Origin of the sequence: Klebsiella oxytoca (genome assembly GCF_009707385.1) — a bacterium.
In the GTDB taxonomy this organism is placed as follows: Bacteria; Pseudomonadota; Gammaproteobacteria; order Enterobacterales; family Enterobacteriaceae; genus Klebsiella; species Klebsiella oxytoca_C.
Window position 1 is genome coordinate 1833934 of record NZ_CP046115.1, and the last position, 26441, is coordinate 1860374.

At 52.7% G+C, this 26441-nt stretch carries 21 protein-coding genes; 9 read left to right on the plus strand and 12 right to left on the minus strand.

Annotated features, from left to right (window positions below; translation table 11 throughout):
* The first annotated feature begins 278 nt into the window (after positions 1-278).
* From rhlE to ybiB, 3 genes are all read left to right on the plus strand, one after another.
* The gene (gene rhlE / locus GJ746_RS08530; RefSeq protein WP_154679805.1) at positions 279-1643 is read left to right on the plus strand and encodes an ATP-dependent RNA helicase RhlE; all 1365 of its coding nucleotides are present in this window, start codon (positions 279-281) and stop codon (positions 1641-1643) included.
* Between the two features lie 203 nt (positions 1644-1846).
* Positions 1847-3991 carry an ATP-dependent DNA helicase DinG gene (gene dinG, locus GJ746_RS08535; RefSeq protein WP_154679806.1) on the plus strand — a complete coding sequence of 715 codons (2145 nt, stop codon included), beginning with the start codon at positions 1847-1849 and terminating at the stop codon, positions 3989-3991.
* A gap of 42 nt (positions 3992-4033) precedes the next feature.
* Positions 4034-5002, plus strand: a complete 969-nt coding sequence (gene ybiB, locus GJ746_RS08540) for a DNA-binding protein YbiB (protein WP_154679807.1) — start codon at positions 4034-4036, stop codon at positions 5000-5002.
* A gap of 122 nt (positions 5003-5124) precedes the next feature.
* Here ybiB and ybiJ read toward each other — a convergent pair whose 3' ends face one another.
* From ybiJ to GJ746_RS08555, 3 genes are all read right to left on the minus strand, one after another.
* Entirely contained in the window at positions 5125-5385 is a 261-nt protein-coding gene (ybiJ, locus tag GJ746_RS08545; RefSeq protein ID WP_004130722.1) for a DUF1471 family protein YbiJ, read from the minus strand.
* 284 nt (positions 5386-5669) lie between these two features.
* Positions 5670-5936: a DksA/TraR family C4-type zinc finger protein gene (locus tag GJ746_RS08550; protein WP_154679808.1), complete on the minus strand. Its 267-nt coding sequence runs from the start codon at positions 5934-5936 to the stop codon at positions 5670-5672.
* A 224-nt stretch (positions 5937-6160) separates the two neighbouring features.
* On the minus strand, positions 6161-6775 hold the full coding sequence (locus tag GJ746_RS08555) for a flavin reductase family protein (RefSeq protein ID WP_154679809.1): 615 nt from the start codon (positions 6773-6775) through the stop codon (positions 6161-6163).
* A gap of 95 nt (positions 6776-6870) precedes the next feature.
* On the opposite strand from GJ746_RS08555, the gene rlmF reads away from it, so the two are divergent.
* The gene (gene rlmF / locus GJ746_RS08560; RefSeq protein ID WP_154679810.1) at positions 6871-7785 is read left to right on the plus strand and encodes a 23S rRNA (adenine(1618)-N(6))-methyltransferase RlmF; all 915 of its coding nucleotides are present in this window, start codon (positions 6871-6873) and stop codon (positions 7783-7785) included.
* Here rlmF and ybiO read toward each other — a convergent pair.
* From ybiO to rhtA, 7 genes are all read right to left on the minus strand, one after another.
* Positions 7780-9990 carry a mechanosensitive channel protein gene (gene ybiO / locus GJ746_RS08565; protein ID WP_154679811.1) on the minus strand — a complete coding sequence of 737 codons (2211 nt, stop codon included), beginning with the start codon at positions 9988-9990 and terminating at the stop codon, positions 7780-7782. The two genes, rlmF and ybiO, sit on opposite strands and share 6 nt — an antisense overlap.
* Before the next feature lie 116 nt (positions 9991-10106).
* Positions 10107-14453, minus strand: a complete 4347-nt coding sequence (locus tag GJ746_RS08570; RefSeq protein WP_154679812.1) for an autotransporter outer membrane beta-barrel domain-containing protein — start codon at positions 14451-14453, stop codon at positions 10107-10109.
* A gap of 411 nt (positions 14454-14864) precedes the next feature.
* Entirely contained in the window at positions 14865-15587 is a 723-nt protein-coding gene (gene glnQ / locus GJ746_RS08575; protein ID WP_154679813.1) for a glutamine ABC transporter ATP-binding protein GlnQ, read from the minus strand.
* Positions 15584-16243, minus strand: coding sequence for a glutamine ABC transporter permease GlnP (gene glnP, locus GJ746_RS08580; protein WP_108704043.1), 660 nt, complete (start codon positions 16241-16243; stop codon positions 15584-15586). The genes glnQ and glnP overlap by 4 nt, the downstream gene beginning before the upstream one ends.
* A 98-nt stretch (positions 16244-16341) precedes the next feature.
* Positions 16342-17088, minus strand: coding sequence for a glutamine ABC transporter substrate-binding protein GlnH (gene glnH / locus GJ746_RS08585; RefSeq protein WP_154679814.1), 747 nt, complete (start codon positions 17086-17088; stop codon positions 16342-16344).
* 375 nt (positions 17089-17463) lie between these two features.
* The gene (gene dps, locus GJ746_RS08590; protein WP_004130751.1) at positions 17464-17967 is read right to left on the minus strand and encodes a DNA starvation/stationary phase protection protein Dps; all 504 of its coding nucleotides are present in this window, start codon (positions 17965-17967) and stop codon (positions 17464-17466) included.
* Positions 17968-18186: 219 nt separating this feature from the next.
* The gene (rhtA, locus tag GJ746_RS08595; RefSeq protein ID WP_154679815.1) at positions 18187-19074 is read right to left on the minus strand and encodes a threonine/homoserine exporter RhtA; all 888 of its coding nucleotides are present in this window, start codon (positions 19072-19074) and stop codon (positions 18187-18189) included.
* Positions 19075-19427: 353 nt separating this feature from the next.
* Here rhtA and ompX point away from each other — a divergent pair, with 353 nt between their 5' ends.
* On the plus strand, positions 19428-19940 hold the full coding sequence (ompX, locus tag GJ746_RS08600; RefSeq protein ID WP_154679816.1) for an outer membrane protein OmpX: 513 nt from the start codon (positions 19428-19430) through the stop codon (positions 19938-19940).
* 70 nt (positions 19941-20010) lie between these two features.
* On the opposite strand, the gene GJ746_RS08605 is transcribed toward ompX, so the two are convergent.
* Both GJ746_RS08605 and mntS read right to left on the minus strand, forming a co-directional pair.
* Entirely contained in the window at positions 20011-21588 is a 1578-nt protein-coding gene (locus GJ746_RS08605) for a phosphoethanolamine transferase (RefSeq protein ID WP_154679817.1), read from the minus strand.
* 267 nt (positions 21589-21855) lie between these two features.
* Entirely contained in the window at positions 21856-21981 is a 126-nt protein-coding gene (gene mntS, locus GJ746_RS08610) for a manganase accumulation protein MntS (protein WP_110275355.1), read from the minus strand.
* A gap of 182 nt (positions 21982-22163) precedes the next feature.
* Here mntS and mntR point away from each other — a divergent pair, with 182 nt between their 5' ends.
* From mntR to GJ746_RS08630, 4 genes are all read left to right on the plus strand, one after another.
* Positions 22164-22637: a manganese-binding transcriptional regulator MntR gene (gene mntR / locus GJ746_RS08615; RefSeq protein ID WP_154679818.1), complete on the plus strand. Its 474-nt coding sequence runs from the start codon at positions 22164-22166 to the stop codon at positions 22635-22637.
* On the plus strand, positions 22634-23740 hold the full coding sequence (locus GJ746_RS08620; RefSeq protein ID WP_154679819.1) for an anion transporter: 1107 nt from the start codon (positions 22634-22636) through the stop codon (positions 23738-23740). The genes mntR and GJ746_RS08620 overlap by 4 nt, the downstream gene beginning before the upstream one ends.
* Positions 23741-23850: 110 nt before the next feature.
* The gene (locus GJ746_RS08625) at positions 23851-24891 is read left to right on the plus strand and encodes an aldo/keto reductase (RefSeq protein WP_154679820.1); all 1041 of its coding nucleotides are present in this window, start codon (positions 23851-23853) and stop codon (positions 24889-24891) included.
* Positions 24892-25044: 153 nt separating this feature from the next.
* Positions 25045-26421 carry a glycoside hydrolase family 1 protein gene (locus GJ746_RS08630; RefSeq protein WP_154679821.1) on the plus strand — a complete coding sequence of 459 codons (1377 nt, stop codon included), beginning with the start codon at positions 25045-25047 and terminating at the stop codon, positions 26419-26421.
* Positions 26422-26441: the final 20 nt, after the last annotated feature.

Here is a 26441-nt window from a genome sequence, read left to right on the forward strand (position 1 = left end):
ATGCATTGATGGTAGATAAAATTAAGCATCGCCAGCGTTAATTGTTTCCGCCCCCGCGTATGCGTTGACCAAGGTGCGGCTATGGCGCCCCTCATCAGCGGCTGAATTATTCAGACGATACCTCGCGTATTCTTTTCCCTTTACAGGAGATTTTATGCGGTTCGTCACAAAATCTGCTAGAATGCGCAACTTCATGGCATTGTGGTTTTTGCCATCTCTTTCGCAATAATCTCCCTGAAAACTACGCCTGTGACGGGCCGGGGCGGTTCGGAGTTGTTATGTCTTTTGATTCCCTTGGCCTGAATCCTGAAATCCTGCGCGCAATTGCTGAGCAGGGCTACGTTGAGCCAACCCCTATTCAGCAGCAGGCTATCCCGGCAGTGTTACAGGGCCGCGATTTGATGGCCAGCGCCCAGACGGGTACCGGCAAAACGGCAGGTTTTACGTTGCCGCTGCTTCAGCACCTGATCCAAAAAGAACCCCACGCGAAAGGCCGTCGTCCGGTACGGGCCCTGATCCTGACCCCGACGCGCGAACTGGCAGCGCAGATTGGCGAGAACGTCCGGGATTACAGTAAGTATCTCAACATTCGTTCGCTGGTGGTGTTTGGCGGTGTAAGCATTAACCCGCAGATGATGAAGCTGCGCAGCGGCGTCGATATTCTGGTGGCCACGCCTGGCCGTCTACTGGATCTTGAGCATCAGAACGCCGTTAGCCTCGACAAAGTTGAAGTGCTGGTGCTGGATGAAGCCGACCGTATGCTGGATATGGGCTTTATTCACGATATCCGCCGCGTGCTGGCGAAGCTGCCGCCGAAACGTCAGAACCTGCTGTTCTCCGCAACATTTTCCGACGACATCAAAGCGCTGGCGGAAAAGCTGCTGCGTAATCCGCTGGAAATCGAAGTGGCGCGCCGTAACACCGCTTCCGATCAGGTGAGTCAGCTGGTGCATTTTGTTGACAAAAAGCGCAAGCGCGAGCTGCTGTCGCAGATGATTGGCGAAGGCAACTGGCAGCAGGTGCTGGTTTTTACCCGTACCAAGCATGGTGCCAACCATCTGGCGGAGCAGCTTAATAAAGACGGTATCCGCAGCGCCGCAATTCACGGTAATAAGAGCCAGGGCGCACGTACCCGCGCGCTGGCTGACTTTAAATCCGGCGCTATTCGCGTGCTGGTAGCGACCGATATCGCCGCGCGCGGTCTGGATATCGAAGAGCTGCCGCACGTAGTGAACTATGAACTGCCAAACGTACCGGAAGACTACGTCCATCGGATCGGTCGTACCGGGCGCGCCGCGGCAACGGGCGAAGCGCTGTCGCTGGTCTGTGTCGATGAGCATAAACTGCTGCATGATATCGAACGCCTGCTGAAAAAAGAGATCCCGCGCATTGCCCTGGCAGGGTACGAGCCGGATCCCTCGATTAAAGCCGAGCCGATTCAAAACGGTCGTCAGCAGCAGCGCGGCGGCGGCCGGGGCGGGCAAAGCCAGAGCCGCGGCGGTCAGGGGCGTAGCGCCCAGGGGCAAGGTCGTGGTCAGCAGTCCGCTCCGCGTCGTACCGATGGCGAAGCGCCAAAAGCGCGTACTCAGGACGGGAAACCGCCTCGCCGTCGTCGCCCGCGTAAACCAGCCGCTGCTGAGTAACACTATTTCGTTATTGCTGTAGCTATTGCCGTTATCGCACGGCTACGCCACAGATTGACTTATCCGGGCGGGATTCCTTGCCCGGAACTCTTGCCGCTCATCTTGAACCTCGAGCGTGATTCCAGTTTGCTCAGAAAGACATTCCTCCCGACAGTGAAAAAATGGCACAATAGTGGCTGTTTATACAGTATTCAGGTTTTCTCATGGCTTTGACCGCAGCGCTGAAAGCGCAAATCGCCGCCTGGTATAAGGCGCTTCAGGAACAAATTCCTGACTTTATTCCCCGTCCTCCGCAGCGGCAGATGATTGCCGATGTGGCGAAGACGCTCGCCGGGGAAGAGGGGCGGCACCTGGCGATTGAAGCGCCGACCGGCGTCGGTAAAACCTTGTCATACCTGATTCCCGGTATTGCCATTGCCCGTGAAGAGCAAAAAACGCTGGTGGTCAGCACCGCCAACGTTGCGCTGCAGGACCAAATCTACAGTAAAGACCTGCCGCTGCTGCGTAAAATCATCCCCGACCTTCGTTTTACCGCCGCCTTTGGCCGCGGGCGCTACGTCTGCCCGCGTAACCTGGCCGCGCTTGCCAGCAGCGAACCAACGCAGCAGGATTTGCTGGCTTTTCTTGATAACGAACTCACGCCGAATAATCAGGCGGAACAGAAGCTGTGCGCGACCCTGAAGGCGGATCTTGATAGCTATAAGTGGGACGGCCTGCGCGATCATACCGATAAAAACGTGGATGATTCCTTGTGGAGCCGCCTGAGCACCGATAAAGCCAGCTGCCTGAACCGCAACTGCCACTATTATCGCGAATGCCCGTTCTTTGTCGCCCGACGGGAAATTCAGGAAGCGGAAGTGGTGGTGGCGAACCATGCGCTGGTGATGGCGGCTATGGAGAGCGAGGCGGTGCTGCCGGAGCCGAAGCATTTGCTGCTGGTGCTTGATGAAGGCCATCACCTGCCGGATGTCGCCCGCGATGCGCTGGAAATGAGCGCTGAAATCACCGCGCCGTGGTATCGCCTGCAGCTGGATCTGTTCACTAAGCTGGTCGCCACCTGCATGGAACAGTTTCGTCCTAAAACCACGCCTCCGCTGGCGAACCCCGATCGTCTGAACGGACATTGCGAAGAGCTGTATGAGCTGATCTCCTCTCTGAATAATATCCTCAATCTGTACATGCCGGCTGGGCAGGAGGCTGAGCATCGCTTCCCGATGGGAGAACTGCCGCAGGAAGTGATGGAGATTTGCCAGCGGCTGGCGAAGCTTACTGAGACTTTGCGCGGCCTGGCGGAGCTGTTTCTGAACGATCTCAGTGAGAAAACCGGCAGTCACGATGTGGTGAGGCTGCACCGGGTACTGCTACAGATGAACCGCGCGCTGGGAATGTTTGAAAGCCAAAGTAAACTTTGGCGACTGGCATCGCTGGCGCAATCCTCGGGCGCGCCGGTAACCAAATGGGCCACGCGCGACCTGCGGGATGGCCAGATGCATATCTGGTTCCACTGCGTAGGGATCCGCGTCAGCGATCAGCTGGAAAGGCTGCTCTGGCGTAGCGTTCCGCATATCGTTGTCACTTCCGCGACGCTGCGTTCGCTAAATAGCTTTTCGCGTCTGCAGGAGATGAGCGGGCTGAAAGAGAAAGCCGGCGATCGCTTTGTCGCGCTGGACTCGCCCTTTAACCACGTCGAACAGGGCAAAATCGTCATTCCGCAGATGCATTACGAACCGCTTATTGATAACGAAGAGCAGCATATTGCCGAGATGGCCGCCTATTTCCGTGAGCAGGTCGAGAGCAAAAAGCATCTCGGTATGCTGGTGCTGTTCGCCAGCGGTAGAGCGATGCAGCGTTTTCTCGAACACGTTACCGATCTGCGCCTGCTGCTATTGGTTCAGGGCGATAAACCTCGCTACCGACTGGTGGAGCTGCATCGCAAACGCGTTGAAGCCGGCGAACGCAGCGTCCTGGTCGGGCTGCAATCCTTTGCGGAAGGGCTGGATTTAAAAGGCGACCTGTTAAGTCAGGTGCATATCCATAAAATAGCGTTTCCGCCGATAGACAGCCCGGTGGTGATAACCGAAGGTGAATGGCTCAAAAGCCTCAACCGCTACCCGTTCGAAGTCCAGAGCCTGCCCAGCGCTTCATTTAACCTGATTCAGCAGGTTGGTCGTCTGATCCGTAGCCATAGCTGCTGGGGAGAAGTGGTGATTTATGACAAACGCCTGCTGACCAAAAACTACGGTAAGCGTTTATTGAATGCGTTACCCATATTTCCGATAGAGCAGCCAGCTGTCCCTGAGGTTATAGTAAAAACTAAAGCAAAACAGACGCGTCGCAAACGGCGTTAACGCTGCCGTGCCGATGATATGAGAAGCTCAGAGGAGCCAGCAATGGACTACAGCAAGATAATTAAAGAAGTCGGGCGCGGAAAAAATCACGCCCGCGACCTTGATGTGGAGACGGCCCGCGCGCTGTACTCGCGGATGCTTAACGGCGAGGTGCCGGAGCTCGAGCTGGGCGGCATTCTTATCGCCTTGCGTATCAAGGGCGAAGGTGAAGCGGAGATGCAGGGTTTTTATGAAGCGATGCAGGCTCACACGATCCAGCTCACCCCGCCGGTTGCTAAACCGATGCCGATTGTGATCCCAAGCTATAACGGCGCGCGTAAACAGGCAAACCTGACGCCTCTGCTGGCCGTGCTGCTGCACAAGCTTGGTTTCCCGGTGATTGTTCACGGCGTAAGCCATGACCCAACCCGCGTGCTGACGGAAACTATTTTTGAGCTGATGGGGATCCCGGCTACGCTTCATGCGGGCCAGGCGCAGGCGAGGCTCGACAGCCATCAGCCGGTTTACGTTCCGGTAGGTGCATTTTGTCCGCCGCTGGAAAAACAGCTGGCCATGCGCTGGCGTATGGGGGTGCGCAACAGCGCCCACACGCTGGCCAAGCTGGCAACGCCATTTGCGGAAGATGCCGCGCTGCGCCTGTCGAGCGTCTCCCATCCGGAATATGTCGGTCGAGTGGCAAAATTCTTTGCTGAGCTTGGCGGACGGGCGCTGCTGATGCACGGTACCGAAGGTGAAGTTTATGCTAACCCGCAGCGTTGCCCGCAGATTAGCCTGATTGATGCCGCCGGAACGCGGGTGATACACGAGCGTCAGGATAGCGCTGCGGCGCAGGCGGTCGTGCTGCCTGAATCAAAAGATCCCGAAGTGACCGCACGCTGGATTGAGCGCTGTATCGTCGGCAGCGAACCGTTGCCGCAGTCGCTGAAAATTCAGCTGGCCTGCTGCCTTATGGCAACGGGGGAGGTTTTGTCTGTGCAACAGGGGCTGGCGAAAGTCGAAGAGAACTGGTAACCGTATTCGTCAGGCAAAAAAAAGCCCGTCCAGTGGCATGGACGGGCAAGGCAAGGGTATTAAGGATCTTACAGGGTTAGAACAGTGGCATTACGGAGTCTTGCTACAGGGATAGCTGGCGATTATTTATAGATAACCGCGGTACCGCTAAGTTTGTTGTTGCTGTTCGCGGAGGTAATGCTATAGCCGGTCGCACCAGCAGCTTCCGCTTTTTCAGCCAGTTTGGCTTCCAGTCCATCCAGTGTCGTCGCGCCTTCAGCGGAGACCACACCGATTTTGTTCATGCTCTCTGCCTGAGCCGATGTTACCGGCTGTGCGGCGAACGCGCCGAAAGAAAGAGCGGAAAGGGCGATAGCAGCGGCAGCATATTTGATGTTTTTCATAGTTAATCTCTCGCAGGTTGTCTTTATAGAGGACGATGTTTCGTCGATGTGATAAGTATCACGATTTTTGCCGAGAGAGAAAATCGAAGGAAATTAACAATCTTCATCTAATTTTTTGAATGATTATTAATTTATTGAATACTAATAAATTATTTTCGCCGATAAAGACAAATTCGCTTATGGCCGGGTACAGCGGGCTTTGAGGGCACATTTTGCCACTCCGATCGCCAAAAAACGTGCGCGAAAAGATAACGCTATCTGCGGTAATGAACGGTAAATATCCGTCAGCGTAGCTGGCTGTCTTTGGAACCTCTGCGATTATATCCTGAAAATGTATTGTTGTGTAAATCTTTCTCCTGTTGGCATTTGAGGCAATATCTCACCCCCGCCACAGCCCGTCGACGCGCTTCAGGAATCGGTTCTCCACATTCTTCACAAAATTTGTTGCTTTCGCCCGAAGACAGTTCATTTCTCGCCCGCGCAATCGCGTCGTTGATGGTACTGTCGATCTGTTCCTGCACGGCGTCATCATTTGCCCAACCTGATGCCATAGTTCACCTCGTTATCTCGCATCTCTTTAGTACAGGATATATGGGGGCAAAAAATGACCAGACAAGGAGCGCTTCTTCTGGGGGGATTATTCAGGCCTGGCGCAATGGTCAGGCGCAGAGCGAGGCGCCTGACCATTAGGGCAACTAAGGAAGGTACAGGCGGGAAAGCAGACATCGGCTTTCCCGACCTGGCAAGAGACGTTCTTACTGGTCGGGGAACGGGTTTAGCGTGCGTCCGGGCGCACAAGGTCAAAACGCAGGCTTTCATCAATGCCGTAATAAGCGCCTGGTCCTCCGGCGCGCAGAATCGGCTGGGCTTTGGCGGTCTGGTAAATGCCTTCTTCCAGTAGCGATTCATCAATATGTACTGCCACCACTTCACCCAGCACCAGCCAGGTGTCTACCGCCAGCCCTTCTGCGGTGGTTAACTGAATGCATTGCGAAAGGCGGCACTCAAAGTTTACCGGGCTTTCGGCGACCCGGGGAGCGCTGACGATACGGCTGGCCGCCGGGGTCAAACCGGCGCGGACGAATTCATCCTCGTCGTGGGGAATAGTCGCGGAAGTTTCGTTCATCGCGGTCGCCAGAGGCCGGGTTGTCAGGTTCCAGACAAATTCTTTAGTCTCGGTGATATTCTGTACGCTATCTTTCCAGCCGCTGCTGGCGAAGCCAATAATCGGCGGACGATAGTTAAAACAGTTAAAAAAGCTATAGGGCGCAAGGTTACGCTGCCCGCTGCTGTCAAGAGAAGAGATCCAGCCGATGGGCCGCGGCCCGATAATCGCATTAAGCGGGTCGTGCGGCAGACCGTGTCCGAGCGAAGGTTGGTAGAAGTACATATAACACCCATGACAAAAAAGAAGATATCCAGACTCACTTATTTACCGCGCCGCCGTCAACGGGTATCTTACGCGGCTGTCCAAAGGAGATTGCCATGAAAGCCCAGAAACCGGGGTTACACCCGCGTAACCGTCACCATCAACGCTACGACCTGCCCGCGCTGTGCCAGGCCCATCCCGAGCTGCAGGCCTTCATCACCCTTAACCCGGTAGGTGAGCAGACCATCGACTTTGCCAATCCGCTGGCGGTGAAGGCGCTGAACAAAGCGCTGCTGGCACACTTTTACGCGGTGAAACACTGGGATATTCCCGACGGCTTTCTCTGTCCACCGGTGCCGGGCAGGGCGGACTACATTCATCATCTCGCCGATCTGCTGGCGCTGGATAGTGGGACAATCCCGGCTAACGCCAGCATTCTCGATATTGGCGTCGGGGCAAACTGCATCTATCCGCTGATTGGCGTTCATGAATACGGCTGGCGCTTCACCGGCAGCGAAGTGAATGCTGAAGCGTTCGCCAGCGCCCAGGCTATCGTTAACGGCAATCCTGGACTGACTCGCCAGATTCGTCTGCGTCGGCAAAAAGATGCCAAAGCCATCCTGACCGGCATTATTCATAAAAATGAGACCTATGACGCGACGCTGTGCAATCCCCCGTTTCATGATTCCGCCGCCAGCGCGCGGGCGGGTGGTGAGCGTAAACGCCGCAATCTGGGGCTTGGCGAAGAGAGCGTACTGAACTTTGGCGGCCAGCAGCAGGAGCTCTGGTGTGAAGGTGGTGAGGTCGCTTTTATTACGCAGATGATTCAGGAGAGTCAACAGTTTGGCCGTCAGGTGAAATGGTTTACCTCGCTGGTTTCCCGTAGCGACAATCTGCCGCCGCTCTACCGCGCTCTGACCGATGTCGGCGCGGTGAAAGTGATGAAAAAAGAGATGGCCCAGGGGAACAAGCAAAGCCGCTTTATCGCCTGGACCTTTATGGATGAAGCCAAACGCCGCCGGACGTTATAACGTCGGCTCAGCGGGAGCCGGTGGCCCAGCTGGTGCAGGCATCGGCAGGACCTGATAGGTTTGTACCGGCGCCCGTACCCCTGCGAGGTCAAAATGTCGCTTCACCTGGGTGTCGAGGGCGAAACGTACCGTCCACTGCTTGAGCGGTAAAGTAGTGAAGGTGACGCGCAGGGTAAAGGCGGTATTGCTTAAGCCGACCAGCCCGGCAAAAGAGGGCTCGCCAATAATCAATCCGCGAATCTCTTCCTGCGCCATCACTTCCGCTACCGCGTCCTTCAGCGCCTGATTGGCCTTATCTAAATCTTCCTGTCGATCAACATCATAGTTGGCCACGACTGAACCTATGCCGCGCACGAAGTTGGCGAAGGTCGTTATCGAAGACCACGGAATAATATGATAGGCGCCGGTATCCTGGCGTACGCCGACGGAACGAATCGACATCCGTTCCACCGTGCCGGTTAACGGCCCAATAGTCACCAGATCGCCGGTATTCATGCCGTTTTCAAACTGGATAAAGATCCCGGTAATGATATCTTTGACCAGAGTCTGCGCGCCGAACGAAATGGCCAGGCCTAACGCACCGGCACCGGCCAGCAGCGGGGCGATATTCACACCAACCTCTGAAAGCAGAATCATAATAGTAATCGTGCTGATCACCACCGCCAGCGCGTTGCGAAATAGCGTAAGAAGCGTTCGTGCGCGGGCGCTGGGCAGCGGGCGACCGTGTATATCCGATGCCAGCCGGTTCTCAATCAGGCTGGCGAGCAGCGTCCAGCCAATCGCCGAGAAGAACAGAATTAGCGCGATGCGAATCAGCACATCCACCGTTTTTTGCCCGCTGCCGTTATGTATCCACTGCCAGAAATCAAATAACCCCCACGCGCTGAGTAGCAGCATAATCGCTACGCAGACCGTTAATATTCGTGCCGCTTTCAGCGACGCGGAAATCCAGCCGTTAAGCCTTTTTTGCAGTTCAGGGTAGTTGCGCTGGGTTTCCGGCGACAGGGTGATGGTTTTCGCTATCCAGCGCGACAAAATACCGGATACCAGCGCGGCGGCACCGATGATGGCCAGACTACGCAGCGTGGCACCCATCATAAATTTCAGGCTGTTGCCTGGGTCGAACAGTGAGAAGAAAAACAGCACGATAAAATAGGCCCAGGCCAGCCAGTGCCAGACTAAAGCAAAAGCACGAATAAACAGGCTAAAAAAGGCCAGCGAACGGTCGGCGAGATGAATAAGTCTCTGGGTAATTAATTTTTTGTTGTGGAATATCAGGTACAGCGCCCAGAGCGTGATGCACAGCATTATCACTACGTTGGCCAGCGCGCCGACCTGCACGTTAACCTGGTTGGAGATGATTGGTACCGCGACGATAAGCCCGTAGCCAATCAGGCTGCTTAGCGCACTCAGGCGCAGATTCCAGTACTGTGCCGAGGCATCGCTGAGATTAAATGGCCGGAGTTCCGGAATGCGCGGGCAGAAAATGAGGCGCAGAATAGCTTTGAAAAACTCGATTAGCGCGAAGGCGTTAAGAAACAGGCTTTGCTGGAAGGCGATGGTGGGATTATTTCCGTTCAGGCGGTCGCTTAACAGCTGGCCGACGAACAGCGTTAGGGCCAGCAGAAGCAGGTCGAAAATAAACGCCCCGGCGATAGTTGCGGGCAGCTGCAGCCAGTTACTGCGCTCGCGGTTTTTATGGCGTCCCCAGTGGCCCATTTTACGATACAGCGGCAGTGCCGCCAGGCGCACCAGCCACCAGAACGCAAATACCAGACCGGCCAGCAGCAAGAAATGCCAGGCGGCGCTGGTGAACGTTTGGGTATTAAAAGGTTTGTGCGGAGAACCGGTGATATTGCGCCACAGCTGAGAGAAACGTGACGAAAGCTGTTCGCCATATTCTCGGCTGATTTCGGTAACGTTTTCCAGCACTGTGGTCTCGTCTTTTATTTCCGGCGGCGTCAGCTTCGGGGTACTGTCCGGCGGAGGCGTAGCGGCGGCTTTACGCAGCTGATCGATAAGCTCCTGGCGGGCGTCGGCATTTTCAAGTACGTCGGCCAGCGCGCCGTAGGCTGCTTTTTTCTGCGCAAGATCAGGTTCGCTACTGCTGGGCTGCTCCGTTGTGGCTGCTGAAACGCCGGGCAGCGTCGCGGCCCATAGCGGAGCGGTGAAGAGTAAAGCGAGCAGTAATAAAATCCGCGGCACAGGCACCTCCTTTGCATCTCAAACCAATAAGTATAGAAGACGAGATCCGGAGGGCGAGGTTGGGATGATTCTGGAAAGAGGCTCTCCCGCGGAGGGGAGAGCCGGACGGATGTAGCTTACCAGCTGTATCTGACGTTGAGGCTACCGTTAAGATCGCCGTAATTATTACTGCCTTTTTGTCCGGCAACTAATCCGGTAATACTCCACTGATTATTAAGATTCACCTCAATTCCCGCTTTTAGCTCGGCGCGATTTGCAGGTAAATCCATCTGCACGTCAGCATTATTAAAGGCAACGGAGACATCATCATTGGTATGCAACCAGTTGACTTCAGCAAAGGGTTGAATAACAGAGGTTTGATTTTTATATAGCTTACCATCGACGCGCAGACCGAGACGGGAGGTCCAGCTATTGCTGTTTTGCCCATCAATACGAGTTCTACCCTTGTCGATAATGGTATCAGCAGAATAATTCTGCCAGATGATTTGCGCCTGTGGCGTCAGGCTAATCTGATTCCCACCTTTAAGAGCGATATCATACCGATATCCAGCTTCCAGCGAGGCCGTATGGGTGTTGGAATCATAGTCCGTTGAGCCAATATCCCCATTTTTCACCGTGTTGCTGTACATTCCGTACTGATACCAGCTATCAATGTACAGTCCGCGGTGCGCCTGGGCATCGGCAAACCAGGTTGAGTAAATTCCCACGTTGTAACCAGAAACATTGCCGCTGGCGGACAGTTTACTGCCGTCCATGCCACGATTACCCGTGCTTTCAGTATCCGCATTGAGATAGCTGGCCATGATGCCGGTGACAAGACTTTGCTCGCCGTTATCCCAGGCCAGTATATTCCCACCAAGCTGGATTTGAGAATAGTTGTTATTTATATCCACATTTCCGTCAACAGCCTGCGAGTCGGAGCGCCCGGCTTTAAATCTCATCCACATGCTTCCATTGTCGGTGCGTAACTGGCTACCTTTACGATCGTAAAGCGTTTGCATTTGCAGATTGCGAACCATCCATTGGTTGCCAAGATATGCGCCTATATCTGCCCGATATTGATGCGAACCTGGCGGTGTTGTGCCGCCGTTGTTGCCATCATCAGGGTTAACCGGGTCAACGTTGCCGTTGTTGCCATCGTCAGGATTAACCGGGTCGACGTTGCCGTTGTTGCCATCGTCAGGGTTAACCGGGTCGACGTTGCCGTTGTTGCCATCGTCAGGATTAACCGGGTCGACGTTGCCGTTGTTGCCGTCGTCAGGATTAACCGGGTCGACGTTACCGTTGTTGCCGTCGTCAGGGTTAACCGGATCTACAGGTGCGTTTGATTGCGAGCGTAGGTACCAGTCTCCGGCATCCTTATACAAACGGTATTCATATAAGCCAATTTGAACCTGATTCCCTTGGGTAAAGACTCCGTCTGACTGTCCTGAAATATCAATTAACTCAATACCTTTATTTGTTAGTTCACCCTTGCCACCCACATTAGCGATATAGACTGTAGAAGTACCATTTGAATCACCGGAGATCGTCAGTTTATCCGTTAACGAGTCATCACCGCCTAACTGGGTGTTGAAATAAAGATTACCGTTATTACCGGTATAGTTGCCATTAATCGTCAGGGAGTTACCAACTTCTCCGTTTGTACTCATAGCAAGATTGCCGCTGTTAAAGACGTGACCATTAACGATGCCGCTACCGCCGAAATTTGCTCCTGAAGCGATGTCGATTTTTTGCTTACTTCCAGTCGCGCCAATTTTTGCGCTGTTCTCCAGCCATAAGGTGCCCTCTTTAACGTTAGTATCACCGCTATAGGTATTAGCAGCGGAGAGAATTAACGTACCGCCGCCAAGTTTAGTCAGTGATTTCCCATCCCAGCCGCTGCTATTAGTTGAGGCGAGCGTATTTTCGACATCATCAAGACGGCTATTTACCGTAAATTGCCCCTCCGCTTTACTTAACGTAAAGGTTCCGTGCGCATCGGTTGCGGCATTGTCTTGATCGGCATACCAGGATAGTGAGGTGGCTATCTCATACTGCGTTTTATTGTCAGGATTGATTCGTCCATCCAGGGTTAAAAAGTCGGTCTCTTTCGCATCTATTCCGGCAACGGTGAAATTATTAAAGTCTCCATTGATCTTATTGTCTGCGCTAATAAGCGTAAAAGTGTACGGCGCATTTATTAACGAATTTTTAATATTACCGATACCACTAATATTCAGCGCCCCGTTAAGGCTGCTGGAGCTTGTGGCAATAACCGGCTCACTAACGCCGCTATCCAATTGTATATTGAGTACGCTACTGTCGGCGAGCGTTAATTTCCCTGCATAAAGAGAACCTAAAGAGGTATTGAGATTAATGACACCAGCGTTGGTAAGATTGCCGATCGCGGAATCGCCGTGAACATTCCAGAGGCTGGTTTTGTCCAGGTCAACCGTGACATTGCTGTTTCCGGCCTGAATAGCACCGCTCAGGGTACTGTCATTTTGGGCGCGGAATACAACGTTATTCCAGTTGTTATCGTTAACCGTCAGCAGATTTGCGGCACTGACGTTTTGCAGATTATCAACGGTAATATCTGCGGCACCAGCATTGACATAAAATGCACTCCCGCTCCTGGCTGTGGCGGTAACGCTGCCGCCGGTGATATTTAGCGAATTGGCCTGATCGTCGTAATAAGCATATGACGCATCCAGATAATAGGCAGCGCTATCGCCGGTTATCTGGCTATTCGTTAATGATGCCGATGCCGAGTTCCATTCTTTTTCCTGTACTACACCCCAGGATTTATTACTGATAACGTTTAAATTCTGGCCTGTAAGAGTGCTCCCACTTCCGAGCTTGAGTCCAGACGCGTCCTCACCCTGAGTGGAGATAGAAACCTGGTTTAACTGAAGATCTGAAGAGTAAATATTAATGCCGCTGGAACCCGAGCCTGTTGTTTGAATGCTACCGCCAGTCATTGTAATATTGCTATCCGCCTTGGCTGATATTCCTTCAGCGTTAGTGCCGGAGGTAGATATATCGACATTATCCAGGAAAACTTTAGCTGAATATGCAAGAATACCATTGGCCCCACTGCCCGTGGTTTTCAGATTACCGTTTTTTAAAGTCGTCTTTTCGGTGGCGTAGACATCTACGCCATATGCGTATTGGCCATAGGTTGATATGCCAATATTATCCAGACTTATGTCCGCCTCACTTGATACAATGCCTGATGCATAATCGCCAGCGGTAGTCACCTGGCTGTCTTTTAAAATGGTATTTCCTTTATCAGTAGACAGTCCTCGTGCCCCATAACCTTGGGTTGATATGATGATATTGCTGAGCTGTATAAAAGCGTCACTGTCGTTTCCTATACCATAGGCTGAGTTACCAGTGGTGAGTATGCTACTGTTGCTCATGATGATCTTCCCCCGAGAAAATAATCCGTAAGACCATTCTCCCGCGGTAGATATTTTGACATTGTCCAGGGTGATTGGGCTATTCACATCTCCAGAATAGGCTCCATGAGCAGAGTTACCCTTTGTTGTAATGTTTCCACCCGTTACGTTAACAGTACCGCCAAAATTTGCGGAAATGCTATCAGAGTTACTGCCCGAGGTTGAAACTGAGGTATCTTTCAGGGTTACCACGCTGTTGTTATAGGATGTAACTCCAGCTGAATATATCCCTGTAGTGGCTGCGCTACCGCCTGTCATTGTAACATGAGCGTCTTCGTTGGCTGATAGCGCAGTACTCCAGTCGCCTGCCGATGAAACAGATACGTTATTGAAATCAATTACGCTTTCTGATGAAGATGCAAGGACGCCGGAGGATGAATATCCTTCAGTTATGATACTGCCGTCCGTCATCGCAATTTTTCCTCCATCTCTGGCAATCAGACCGCCAGCCCAGCCCCCTGTTGCGGCAATCGTGACATCATTGAGGGTAGCTATGCTGTTAGCATCAGAAACAGATACCGCAAACGAGTTTTCACCTTGGGTAGCGATTGAACCGCCGCTGAGGGATATCTGGGCTCCTGAAACTGCGGTCACCGCCGATGAGCTATTGCCCGCGGTGAGTATTGACCAACCCTGATTATCAAGCGTCAGGCTACTATTGGCTCCGTCAATGAATATGCCATTAGTTCCCGAACCTGAGGTCTTGATCGTGACTACACCCTCGTCACTGATAATAATTTCCTCACCACCCCAGCCCCATGCTGAGATTGCAGTTGTTCCTCTGCTATTGGGGTCGTTGTTGCTGGAAAGATAGGTTCCGCTTAATTTATATTCGCCGGAATTATAAGTTATAAAAGTCCGGTCTTCCGCCAGGGCGCTGCCTGACACGCATAAAAATGAAGCTGCCAATACGTTGATTCGAGTATGGCTGAGAAGGCGTCCATTGCTGCTGGCAAATTCTGGTGCGACGACAAACATATTACGTGCTGCGCTCCAGACGATATTAAAGCTTCGGTTCATAGTTCATCATTCCCTAACAAACAAAAATGTAATAATCTTTTGAGCTATAGAAACATGATATCTTTGATATTTTATTTATAATGGTTGTGTTTTTGATGCTTGTCACAAAAAGAATGTGATGTCTTTTCTCCTGTACTGAATTTCAGGCTGGGAATGGAAGAATAAAGCAAATTGCTAGATTCTTGAGATTGAGAATTATATATGTTTATCTCACTTCATACATTTCTAAAACATGAGTTATTTATTGAGGTGATTGCTGAAAGTGTATTTAATTACGTGGGTAAATTATATTAAATATAATTGAATTCAATCCATTTCGGCCAGATTTAGGTTTCCTTGCGGATGATAATAGTGCCTCGAAACAGGGATTCTGGAAAGCGGCTCTCCCGCGGAGGGGAGAGCCGTTGGGCGTCAGGCGACGTGCTGTAAAAAATCGCGCAGGCGCGGGCTTGGCGGGTTCTTAACCAGTATCTGCGGATCGCCATCTTCCGCGATACGCCCTTTATCGATAAAGATCAGGCGCGAAGCCACTTTCTCGGCGAAGCCGATTTCATGAGTGACGATAACCATAGTCATACCCTCTTCGGCCAGATCCTGCATCACCTTCAACACTTCATGACGCAGTTCGGGGTCAAGCGCGGAGGTCGGTTCATCAAACAGCATCATTTTCGGTTTAACCGCCAGCGCGCGAGCAATGGCCACGCGCTGCTGCTGACCGCCGGAAAGCTCAGAGGGGTAGTGGTGGGCGCGCTCCGCCAGACCGACTTTTTCCAGCAGATCTTTGGCCTGTTTTTCCGCCGCCGCCTTGCTGGCACCGCGAACGCGCAGCGGGCCGAACATCACGTTTTCCAGCGCCGTCAGGTGTGGGAACAGATAAAATTGCTGGAATACCATACCGGCTTCCTGGCGAATCAGGCGCTCATCAACCTTCGGATCGTTGACCTTCAGACCATCGACAATCAAATCGCCGCTGGTGATCTCTTCGAGTTTATTAATGCAGCGCAGCAGGGTTGATTTACCGGAGCCGGATGGCCCGATAATCACCACCACTTCGCCCTGATTGATCTTCAGATCGATATCATGCAGCACTTTGGTCGGGCCAAAATGTTTGGAAACGTTTTTAAATTCAATCACAGGATTTTCATCCTTCTTTCAAGACGACGCAGAACGAAGCTCAGCACCAGGGTAATGATCAGATAAATAACGGCGACCGCGCTCCAGATCTCCAGCGCGCGGAAATTGCCGGCAATAATTTCCTGGCCCTGGCGGGTCAACTCGGCCACGCCGATAACGATAAACAGCGAGGTATCCTTGATGCTGATAATCCACTGGTTACCCAGCGGGGGCAGCATGCGGCGCAGCGCCAGCGGCAGGATCACATAACGGATGGTTTCCCGACGTGAAAGACCCAGCGCGAGTCCTGCTTCACGGAAGCCTTTATGAATTGACAGCACCGCACCGCGGGTAATTTCCGCAATATAGGCGCCGGAGTTGATCATAATGGTCACCACCGCCGCGGAAAACGGGTCGATACGTAAATCGCTAAACGCCATCGGCAGGGCAAAGTAGATAAACATCACCTGCACCACAATCGGGGTGCCGCGAATGATTTCGATAAAAACCAGCGCGATGTGGTTAGCAATCCAGCCGCCGAAACAGCGGGCGAAACCGGCCACCAGACCGATTATCAAACCGCCGATCAGGCCGAGGACGGAAATCCACAGCGTCATTTTGGCGCCTTCCAGCAAAATAGGAATGGCGGGCCAGATGGCACTCCAGTCAAACTGCATAATCTGTTCCTGTTACCGTGTCGAAAACAGAGGAAAGCCCTCTGAGAAAACTATTCAGGCCTGCTTATCAGCAGGCCTGGAAGAGAAAACGCTCATTATTATTTTGGTTCAGTACCGAACCATTTTTTATAAATTTCGTTATAAGTTCCGTTTTCCCGCAGAGTCTTCAGCGCGCCGTTCACTTTTTCGCGCAGCTCGTCGCTGCCTTTCGGGAACGCGATACCGTAGTTTTGCGCTTCCAGCGACTCGCCGACTGCTTTGAACTTACCGTTGCCCGCCGTTTTGATGAAATAAAGGATATTCGGCGTATCGTGCAGAACCGCGTCGGCACGTCCGGTACCCAGTTCCATATAGGCATTATCGATGTTCGGGAACTGACGCAGATCTTTGGTTTTGATATTGGCTTTCGCGTAATCAACGGAACCGGTACCGCTCTTAACCGCCACCACTTTACCGTTCAGGTCTTTAACATCTTTAATATCGTTATTATTGGCATTGACCATCACCAGCAGACCGCTCTTGTAGTAGCCATCAGAAAAATCGATCGCTTTTTTACGCTCGTCCGTAATGGTGATCCCGGCCAGGGCGAGATCGATATTTTTAGTTTGCAGGGCTGGAATAATACCGCTGAAATCCATTGGCTTCAGGGTGTAATCAAGCTTCAGCTCTTTCGCGATGGCAGCCCACAGATCAACGTCGAAGCCGACATACCGATCGCCCTGTTTAAATTCAAACGGAACAAACGCCGTATCGGTCGCAACAACCAGTTTTTTATCAGCGGCGTGAGAAGAAACCGCAAAAGCCAGGGTCAGTGCAGCCAGTGAAACTTTAAAAACAGACTTCATAGCATTTCCTTTTATATCCACGGGGCGATCCCCGGCGAGAACGAGTTGCCTTATGAAAAATCCATGCCAGTTTTACAACCTGTTGTTTTATAACAACCGGGATAATTCCTTTTGCACGATGTTGAGAACGGATCATGTTAAACGCTCCGACGTGGCGCTCGGTTTTGGTGCGTCATAACAACATCGCATAACAAGAGCATTTTTAACGCAAATCCTGATGTTAAAACAATCTCGTTGTAACGATTGTGTGAGGTGATTATTACAATTGTTTTACTTTAGCGCGTATTTTGAACATTCATATGCACTAATGTGGTGCGCGGCGGGTGATGGAGGAAAACATAAAAAAGCCGCCAGCGTAGCTGACGGCAGTTGACGTTACTCGATATTAGCTTCGATAAACCACAGGAATTTGTCCAGGTCGCGGGAAGCGGCGGTGAAGATATCAGCGGTATCTTCGTCTTTCGCTTCGTCGATGGCTTTACGCACATCATTTGCGACGATGGCATAACGGTCAGCCAGCTCTTTCAGATGGTCCTGGACGCTGTGGATATCCAGCGGGTAGCTTTTCAGCGGGCTTTTGCTGTTGATGACCTGAGTCGTACCCAGCGCCACGCCGCCAAGCTGTACGGCACGTTCAGCCATCGTATCAAGGTGGTCGACGAGCGCGGTGCGGAAACCGTCCAGCATCTCATGAACGGCAATAAAGTTTGCACCGCGCATATTCCAGTGAGCCTGCTTGGTAATCAGAGACAGGTCAATGAACTGGATCACCTGGCGATTCAGCAGCTCAACGGTCGCTTTTTTGGCGCTGTCAGCGACGTCGTTACGGGTGTAGAGCAGATTCGTTGCTTTAGTTTTAACCAGTTTTGCGGTACTCATCGTGTCATATCCTCTTGATATTTGTACTCGTCATACTTCAAATTTGAATTATTCGGAGCGACTCATCCCAATAACTTGCGGAATTAAGTATAGCAACGGATTTGAGCTTTGCAGCGGAGGTAGTCTCTATCGGTCTGATAGCGCAGGGCTGTTTGATGAGAGAAATGCTATATAAATCAAAGGTCCTGATTGATCGACTCCCAACCAGGACCCCTTTGCCTAATTGATCTCGACCTTCTGTATTTTAGTTTCCCGGCGCATGGTCAGCGTGGAGCCCATTGAGGCAAGTATGATGGCTCCCAGCGCCAGCAATTGGATTGCGGTGAGCGTTTCGCCAAGAAATACCATTCCCGAGAGTGCGGCGAGAGCTGGCTCCATGCTCATCAAAGTGCCAAACGTCTTGCTGGGCATACGGGTCAGGGCTACCATCTCCAGAGAGTAGGGGAGTGCGGTCGATAAAATGGCGATTCCCAGGCCAGGTAACAATAGGCCCCACTGAAATAGCGTATCGCTGGCCTGAATCATCCCCATTGGCACGAAAACCACCGCCGCGATAAGTGACCCCATCGCGACCGTTGCCGGCCCATGCTCTTCTCCGGCGCGCTGACCGGTCAGAATATATACCGCCCAGCAGGCTCCCGCACCGAGCGCCAGCAGAGCGCCCACAGGATCGACCTGCGAAACGCTTTGCCCCAACGGCAGCAGGAACCATAGTCCGAGCACCGCCAGTACCACCCAGACAAAATCAAGAGGGCGACGAGAGCCAAAGAGGGCGACCGCCAGCGGTCCGGTAAACTCCAGCGCCACTGCGACACCTAGCGGAATTCGTTGAATGGATAAATAGAACAGGTAGTTCATTGCACCCAGCGACAGGCCGTATAGCAGCAGCGGCAGGCGCTGTTCCGCAGCAAAGCGCAGGCGCCAGGGTTTGAAGATAACCACCAGGATCAAGGTTCCAAGAGCCAGACGCAGGGCGGTAACGCCCGGTGCACCGACGAGCGGGAACAGTGATTTGGCCAGCGAAGCGCCACTCTGGATGGAAATCATGGCAATGATAATAACCAGTATCGGCAACCACGCCGGTACTTTACGGGACGAGCCGGGCATCCTTTCTCCTGTCAGTTTTTGTCAAACGGGGTAAAACCCCCAGTGTAATGGAATTACCCCATGGCGGTTGAGCTAATGTTGAAAAAAAGGTTCTTACAGCTAGTACAATAGAAGGGTATGTGAAGATTAATTCACCAGTTAATTAGGATTAATCTGGATGCACATCTTATGCTTTATGAGCCTTAATAGGTGTATATCCGTAAAAAAGTTTTGTTTTCCAGATTGTTATAGGAACGTAGAAACTTTTGGTTACATGAAAAAGTACGTTAGACAATGTAAAGTGAAAAGAGTTTCGCAAAAGTTTTTGTTATATTTAAGACTTAGGACTTATTAGAAACACATTTGAGGTGGTTATGAATAAAATTGCACGTTTTTCAGCACTGGCCGTTGTTCTGGCTGCATCCGTAGGTACCACTGCTTTCGCTGCAACTTCTACCGTTACCGGTGGTTACGCTCAGAGCGACATGCAGGGTCAGGCCAACAAAGCAGGCGGTTTCAACCTGAAGTATCGTTACGAGCAAGACAACAACCCGCTGGGTGTTATCGGTTCTTTCACCTACACTGAAAAAGATCGTAGCGAAGATGGCGTTTACAAGAAAGGCCAGTACTACGGCATCACCGCAGGTCCGGCTTACCGTCTGAATGACTGGGCAAGCATCTACGGCGTTGTGGGCGTTGGCTACGGTAAATTCCAGAACAACAGCTACCCGAACAAAACCGATATGAGCGACTACGGTTTCTCTTACGGTGCTGGTCTGCAGTTCAACCCGATTGAAAACGTTGCCCTCGACTTCTCCTACGAGCAGTCCCGCATCCGTAACGTTGACGTTGGCACCTGGATTGCTGGCGTAGGTTACCGCTTCTAATCACTTCGGTGATATAAAAAATCCGCCTCATGGGGCGGATTTTTTTTGCCTGCGATTTCGTACGGCGAATTTAATTGACGGTGAACGCGTCGGTGCCCAGATGGGTATAGTCGACTTTCTTCAGCTGGAAGTTGGTGATGTAGATGGGGCCGGCCTTCTGTTCTGAGATAAAGCGATAGCGCGGGGTTATCTCCCGGGCGCTGATCCCGGTCCACTGCGCAAAGAAGCTGAGGAAGTCATTGGCGGAACGCCGCGCTTTAATGACCTTATGCGCTTTATCATCGCTGGAGATCACCATAAACGGCACCTGGAAATTCTGCTGATACTTATCGTCGTGCGCCAGATACTGCACCTCTTTCCCGCGTTCCTTAAAGGCCAGACCGTGATCGGAAAAATAGGTCATCGAGAAGGTTTCCCCCGAATTTTGTAGCTGAGTATAAAGATTGCTCAGCAGCGTATCGGTTTGCGTCATGGTGTAGAGATAGCAGGAGGTCTCTTTCGACTGCACGAAAACGGCGTATTTGCCTTTGGTGCGGTCGCAGGCCTGCGGATGAGAGCCCATCAAATGCAGAACGATCAGCTGCGGCTGGGTTCTCCGGGTGGCGAGCACCTGAGCGGTCAGCGTTAATAGCTGCTCATCCTGAGTATTTTTATTGGCCTCGAAATCGCCGTTCTTGAGGAACTGAACTTCGTCCGCGCGTTTGGCGATACTCGCAATCGCCGTATCGTATTCACCAATTTGCCCCTGATTCGAGAACCACCAGGTCTGGAAGCCGGCGCGATTAGCGAGAGTAACAAAGTTATCCTGGAACTGCGGTTTATCGTCGACCACGCGGTTAAGGGTCAAACCGAGAGATTTCTGCGTTGAGCCGCTGGCGGCGACGTAGTCATTGAACAGATAGCCGTTTACCGAACTGGTGAACGGTGTGTTGTCCCAGTGGCCACCGAAGGCGCCAAGCGCGTCGCGACGCGCGCTCTCTCCGATCACCACCACATACAGATGATATTTGGGCTTAACCGCCAGCACGTGCCAGCTGTCTTTCATATTGGCCAGCTGCGTCATCCGCGCCTGCTCATCCAGCACTTCATTGTTATTGACGACGACATCTTTAATAAAGCGTACTGCCGGATAGCCGGTGTCGATAACCTTAAAGACGCCGCCCCAGGCAAGGTTTTGTATCGGTTGCAGGAAAAAAATACCGATGCAAAAAACCAGCCCCAGGGTATCTAATTTCCCCCAGCGTGCAGAGGGTTCCGGCCTGCGGCGCACGGCAATTACTCCGAGCGCAAAGATAAAGATGGCCAGCAGATAGTTGTACCACGGGAAGATCGTCAGGATCTCGGTGGACTCTTCTATATTAGTGGCGTGTAACGCCAGCAGCGTGTTGAAGTTCGGTGCGCCGTAGGCCTGGCCAAAAGGGTAGTACATGGCCGCCAGCAGCGAGTAGACGCCGACCACCGCTTTTTGCGCGCGTGGAAAGCTCCGCCAGAGCAGATGCAGCACGCAGGTAAAAGCAACGGTATAAAGCAGGCTAAAGTCGTAGCCCAGCGCCAGGTTAATAAACAGCGATTGTAAAAAGTAGAATCCTGTCCATGGGTTCAGGACCGGTCTGCGGGTGACCAGCGTTTCTTTTAGCGTGACATTCATAGTAAAAAATCAAAAAGAGCCATGTGCGTCCCCTGGCATCAAGGGGTAAAACCTGCTGGACAGTGCGTGAAGAGGGTCTCTGCGAGCCGCAGTAGTGGCAGGGCTGACAAAAGATAGGGCTTGCAAATGTTAAGGTCAACTACCCATAACAGATTGTTTTGGGAGAAAGCTTACAAAACTTGAAAAAACCTGCTGGAGCGCCGGGTAATCAGCCAGTTTGGCGGGAAAGTGTGACAGAAAAATGAAGCGGCGTACCGCGACGCCGCATTAGTTTTTAGGTTTATCCTGCTGCGGTTTGCCGTTTATCAGATCGCACAGCATACCTACAAGCATTAACCGAACTTTAAAAGGAGAATGGGTAAACACGTTTAAGCACCTCTTGAATTCATTCATAACGTCCTCCTGTAACTTCGTCCTTCACTCCTTGAAGGATGTGTGTATTACATACAGATATAGCACAGGCTATATTTTATAGCTATGGCTAAAACGTTAAATTTTTGTTCTCCGTGCGCGATCCATTACAATGGGGGTCCTTTTATATGATGCTTGATGCGTCACAGGAATGAGGAAGCACAATGAACCGTCGCGCAGGTAAGCCAATAACAAAAAAAGTGACGCAGCTAGTGAATGTCGAAGAACACGTGGAGGGGTTTCGTCAGGTGCGCGAGGCGCATCGTCGGGAGCTGATTGATGACTACGTGGAGCTGATTTCCGATCTGATTATGGAAGTGGGTGAAGCCCGTCAGGTAGATATGGCCGCGCGTCTTGGCGTGTCGCAGCCCACCGTTGCGAAAATGTTAAAACGACTGGCCAGCGTCGGGCTGATCGAGCAGATCCCATGGCGGGGGATCTTTTTGACCCCAGAAGGTGAGAAGCTGGCGCATGAAAGCCGCGAACGCCACCAGATTGTCGAGAACTTTTTGCTGGTGATTGGCGTCAGTCCGGAGATTGCCCGTCGCGATGCCGAAGGCATGGAGCACCACGTCAGCGAAGAGACGCTGGCGATGTTTAAACAGTTCACTCTCAGGCAAGGGTCCCAGGGAGAATGAACCTCGTCTTTGTTCAGTCGCTAATCCGCGACCGCTTTTTACATTTGCTACTGATTGTTGGCGTTGTTTTAAGCTTCTTTGTACCGTTTGCCCCCACAGGCTGGCTCCACGCGATCGACTGGCATACGATCATCACCCTCAGCGGGCTGATGCTACTGACCAAAGGTATTGAACTTAGCGGCTATTTTGACGTATTAGGCCGTAAAATGGCGCGCCGCTTCGTCACCGAGCGCCAGCTGGCCATATTTATGGTGCTGGCGGCCGCGCTGCTTTCGACCTTCTTAACCAACGACGTGGCGCTGTTTATTGTTGTGCCGCTTACGCTGACGCTGAAAAAATGGTGCGCGATACCGACCAGCCGCTTGATCATTTTCGAAGCGCTGGCGGTGAATGCCGGATCGTTGTTAACCCCCATAGGTAACCCGCAAAATATTCTGCTGTGGGGACGTTCCGGCCTTTCATTCCCGGCCTTTATCGGCCAGATGCTGCCGCTGGCGGCGGCGATGATGATGACTCTGCTGGCGCTGTGCTGGTTCTGTTTCCCCGCGAAGCATCTTAACTATCAGAGCAGCGACAAGGCGCCATCGTGGCGGCCAAAGCTGGTCTGGAGCTGCCTGGCCTTCTATATAGTATTTTTGACCGCCCTGGAGCTAAAGCAGGAGCTATGGGGACTGGCGCTGATCGCGTTGGGTTTCCTGCTGCTCGCGCGGGCGGTGATCATTAACGTCGACTGGACGCTGCTGCTGGTATTTATGGTGATGTTTGTTGATGTTCATCTGCTGACCCAGCTGCCGGTTCTGCAGCATGCGCTCAACGGTGTCGGCCAGCTCCCGGCGGGAGGATTATGGCTGACGACCATTGGTCTGTCGCAGTTTATCAGCAACGTCCCGGCGACGATTTTGCTGCTCAACTATGTACCGCCATCGGTGCTGCTGGCCTGGGCGGTTAACGTTGGCGGGTTCGGCCTGCTGCCAGGGTCTTTGGCAAATCTGATAGCGCTGCGCATGGCTGGCGATCGCCGTATCTGGTGGCGTTTCCATCTCTACTCCATTCCGATGCTGCTGTGGGCGGCGCTGGTAGGTTACGGATTGCTGCAGCTCTGATTTTCAGAGAATTGGGCAAGAAACGGACAGAAACGCCACATTCGCGTTCTCCTTTTCCGGGGTATAACTTTATTCACGGCAGTGAATTACCCTGAATGAAGGAGAGTCCTATGCGTTATCAAAAACTGGGCCATACCGGCCTTTTCGTCTCTGAGCTGTGCCTGGGCACCATGACCTTCGGCGGGGAAGGCGGTATGTGGGGCAAAGTGGGGCAACTGCGCCAGGCGGAGGCTGAACGGCTGGTGGGCAGCGCGCTGGATGCGGGCATCAACTTCATCGACACCGCTGACGTCTATTCAGAAGGACGCTCGGAAGAGATTACCGGCCAGGCGCTGAAGAATCTGAAAGTACCGCGGGAAAACGTGGTGGTGGCGACCAAAGTGTTTGGCGAGACCGGCACCGCGGGCGTTAACTCACGCGGTAGTTCACGCTATCACATTATCGGTGGCGTAAAAGAGAACCTGCGTCGCCTGCAGCTCGATCATATCGATCTCTACCAACTCCATGGCTTCGATCCGGCAACCCCTATCGAAGAGACGCTGTATGCGCTGGATAATCTGGTGCAGCACGGTCACGTTCGCTATATCGGCGTGTCGAACTGGGCGGCCTGGCAGATTGTCAAAGCGCTGGGAATCTCTGAGCGCCTGGGTCTGGCGCGCTTTGCTTCATTACAGGCTTACTACACCATTGCCGGACGCGATCTGGAGCGCGAGCTGGTGCCGATGATGCAAAGCGAAGGGCTGGGGCTGATGGTCTGGAGCCCGCTGGCGGGAGGATTGCTCAGCGGTAAGTACGATCGTGATGGGCAGTCGGCAAGCGGCGGCCGTCGTCTGGAGTTTGATTTCCCTCCGGTGAACAAAGAGCGGGCTTTTGACTGCATCGATGTGATGCGAGAAATTGCCGACGCCAAAGGCGTTTCGGTGGCGCAAATCGCGCTGGCCTGGCTGCTGCATCAGCCGGCGGTAAGCAGCGTGATTATAGGCGCCAGGCGCGCCGAGCAGCTCGCCGATAATCTTGCGGCAACCACTATTGTTTTGAGCGACGCCGAGCTGGAGCGGCTTGATGCGGTCAGCGCGCTGCCGCGAGAGTATCCGGGCTGGATGCAGGAGCGCCAGGGTGAATATCGGCGTAATCAGCTCGCACAGCAGTAATTACCCTCCATATCGGCCGGATCGCAAATTTTGCGATCCGGCTTTTTTTTATCCGTTTCGCTCACAAAAAACGATCCCTGGCTTTGCCTGAGAAAGCGATTTCGTTTATATGACTAGTCATGAAATAAATATGACTAGTCATAGGTGCAAGCGATGAACAGAACATTACCGGCAGATTTTTTATGGGGTAATTCAGTTTCCAGTATGCAAACTGAAGGGGCGTGGAATGAGGGTGGAAAAGGGATGTCGGTCTATGATATCCGCCAGCCTGCGGAATTTGCTTCCGACTGGAAGGTGGCGACGGATTCCTACCATCGCTATCGGGAGGATTTCGATCTGATGCAGGATTTAGGCATGAACTGCTACCGCTTCCAGATTGCGTGGAGCCGCGTTTGCCCGCAAGGTGACGGTGAGTTCAACGAAGAAGGAATTGCCTTTTATCACCGGTTTATCGACGAGCTAATTGCCCGCGGCATTGAGCCGATGATCTGCCTGTATCACTTCGATATGCCGCTGTCGCTGGCTGAGCGCTACAACGGTTTTACCGACCGTCGGGTGATGGAAGCCTTTATTCGTTACGGGCAGAAGATGATCGACTGCTTTGGCAGCAAGGTGAAGTGGTGGCTGACCTTTAATGAACAGAATCTTTACCATATGCCGGACGCGTTTCTGATTTCAGGCTATATGCGCGGCGAGAAGACCCTGCGCGAGCTGTATCAGATCCAGCATCACGTGATGATGGCCCACGTTCACCTCACGCACTATCTGCACCAGACTAAACCGCAGTGCCTGATGGGCGGTATGCTGGCCCATGCGCTGGTCTATCCGGCGACCTGCAAACCGCGCGATATCCTTTGCGCCCAGCAGCTCGATGAGTTCTTAAACCAGAACCTGCTGCGCGCCTTTGCCGGGGAGGGCTACAGCCCTGAGGTCATGCACGTGGTCGCCCGCGAAGGCCTGGAGGATATCTACCGCGAAGAAGACCTGACGCTGATGGCGAAGGTAAAAATCGACTACCTGGCCTTTAGCTACTACGCCAGCAAGGCCCTTGATAGCGACCCGATCCCGCCGGACACGCCGGTCAACTACTACATGCAGTTTGGCGATAAAAAGAATCAATACCTGGAGGCCACCGAATGGGGCTGGCAGATCGATCCGCTGGGCTTTCGCACCATTATTACCCGCTACTACAACGACTGGCGTCTGCCGGTATTTCCGATTGAAAACGGTATTGGGGTGATTGAGTCCTGGGACGGCGTAAACCAGGTGGCCGACGACTACCGCATCGCCTATCATCGCGACCATATCAACGCGATGAAAGAGGCGATGTTTGAGGATGGCGCGCAGGTAATTGGCTATCTGGGCTGGGGGTTAATCGATATTCTCAGTTCTCAGGGCGATATGCGCAAACGCTACGGGGTTGTTTACGTGAATCGCGAAAACCACGATCTGAAGGACCTCAAGCGCGTGCCGAAGAAAAGCTATGCCTGGCTGAAGCGGGCCATTCGCAGTAACGGTGAAGAGATGTAGCGGAATCGCGGGCGGGCAGA

Bases quoted from the DNA above. Each gene is read 5' to 3' on its own strand.
- rhlE (WP_154679805.1), top strand. From the start codon at position 279: ATGTCTTTTGATTCCCTTGGCCTGAATCCTGAAATCCTGCGCGCAATT.
- dinG (WP_154679806.1), top strand. From the start codon at position 1,847: ATGGCTTTGACCGCAGCGCTGAAAGCGCAAATCGCCGCCTGGTATAAG.
- ybiB (WP_154679807.1), top strand. From the start codon at position 4,034: ATGGACTACAGCAAGATAATTAAAGAAGTCGGGCGCGGAAAAAATCAC.
- ybiJ (WP_004130722.1), bottom strand. From the start codon at position 5,385: ATGAAAAACATCAAATATGCTGCCGCTGCTATCGCCCTTTCCGCTCTT.
- GJ746_RS08550 (WP_154679808.1), bottom strand. From the start codon at position 5,936: ATGGCATCAGGTTGGGCAAATGATGACGCCGTGCAGGAACAGATCGAC.
- GJ746_RS08555 (WP_154679809.1), bottom strand. From the start codon at position 6,775: ATGTACTTCTACCAACCTTCGCTCGGACACGGTCTGCCGCACGACCCG.
- rlmF (WP_154679810.1), top strand. From the start codon at position 6,871: ATGAAAGCCCAGAAACCGGGGTTACACCCGCGTAACCGTCACCATCAA.
- GJ746_RS08570 (WP_154679812.1), bottom strand. From the start codon at position 14,453: ATGAACCGAAGCTTTAATATCGTCTGGAGCGCAGCACGTAATATGTTT.
- glnP (WP_108704043.1), bottom strand. From the start codon at position 16,243: ATGCAGTTTGACTGGAGTGCCATCTGGCCCGCCATTCCTATTTTGCTG.
- glnH (WP_154679814.1), bottom strand. From the start codon at position 17,088: ATGAAGTCTGTTTTTAAAGTTTCACTGGCTGCACTGACCCTGGCTTTT.
- dps (WP_004130751.1), bottom strand. From the start codon at position 17,967: ATGAGTACCGCAAAACTGGTTAAAACTAAAGCAACGAATCTGCTCTAC.
- rhtA (WP_154679815.1), bottom strand. From the start codon at position 19,074: ATGCCCGGCTCGTCCCGTAAAGTACCGGCGTGGTTGCCGATACTGGTT.
- ompX (WP_154679816.1), top strand. From the start codon at position 19,428: ATGAATAAAATTGCACGTTTTTCAGCACTGGCCGTTGTTCTGGCTGCA.
- GJ746_RS08605 (WP_154679817.1), bottom strand. From the start codon at position 21,588: ATGAATGTCACGCTAAAAGAAACGCTGGTCACCCGCAGACCGGTCCTG.
- mntS (WP_110275355.1), bottom strand. From the start codon at position 21,981: ATGAATGAATTCAAGAGGTGCTTAAACGTGTTTACCCATTCTCCTTTT.
- mntR (WP_154679818.1), top strand. From the start codon at position 22,164: ATGAACCGTCGCGCAGGTAAGCCAATAACAAAAAAAGTGACGCAGCTA.
- GJ746_RS08620 (WP_154679819.1), top strand. From the start codon at position 22,634: ATGAACCTCGTCTTTGTTCAGTCGCTAATCCGCGACCGCTTTTTACAT.
- GJ746_RS08625 (WP_154679820.1), top strand. From the start codon at position 23,851: ATGCGTTATCAAAAACTGGGCCATACCGGCCTTTTCGTCTCTGAGCTG.
- GJ746_RS08630 (WP_154679821.1), top strand. From the start codon at position 25,045: ATGAACAGAACATTACCGGCAGATTTTTTATGGGGTAATTCAGTTTCC.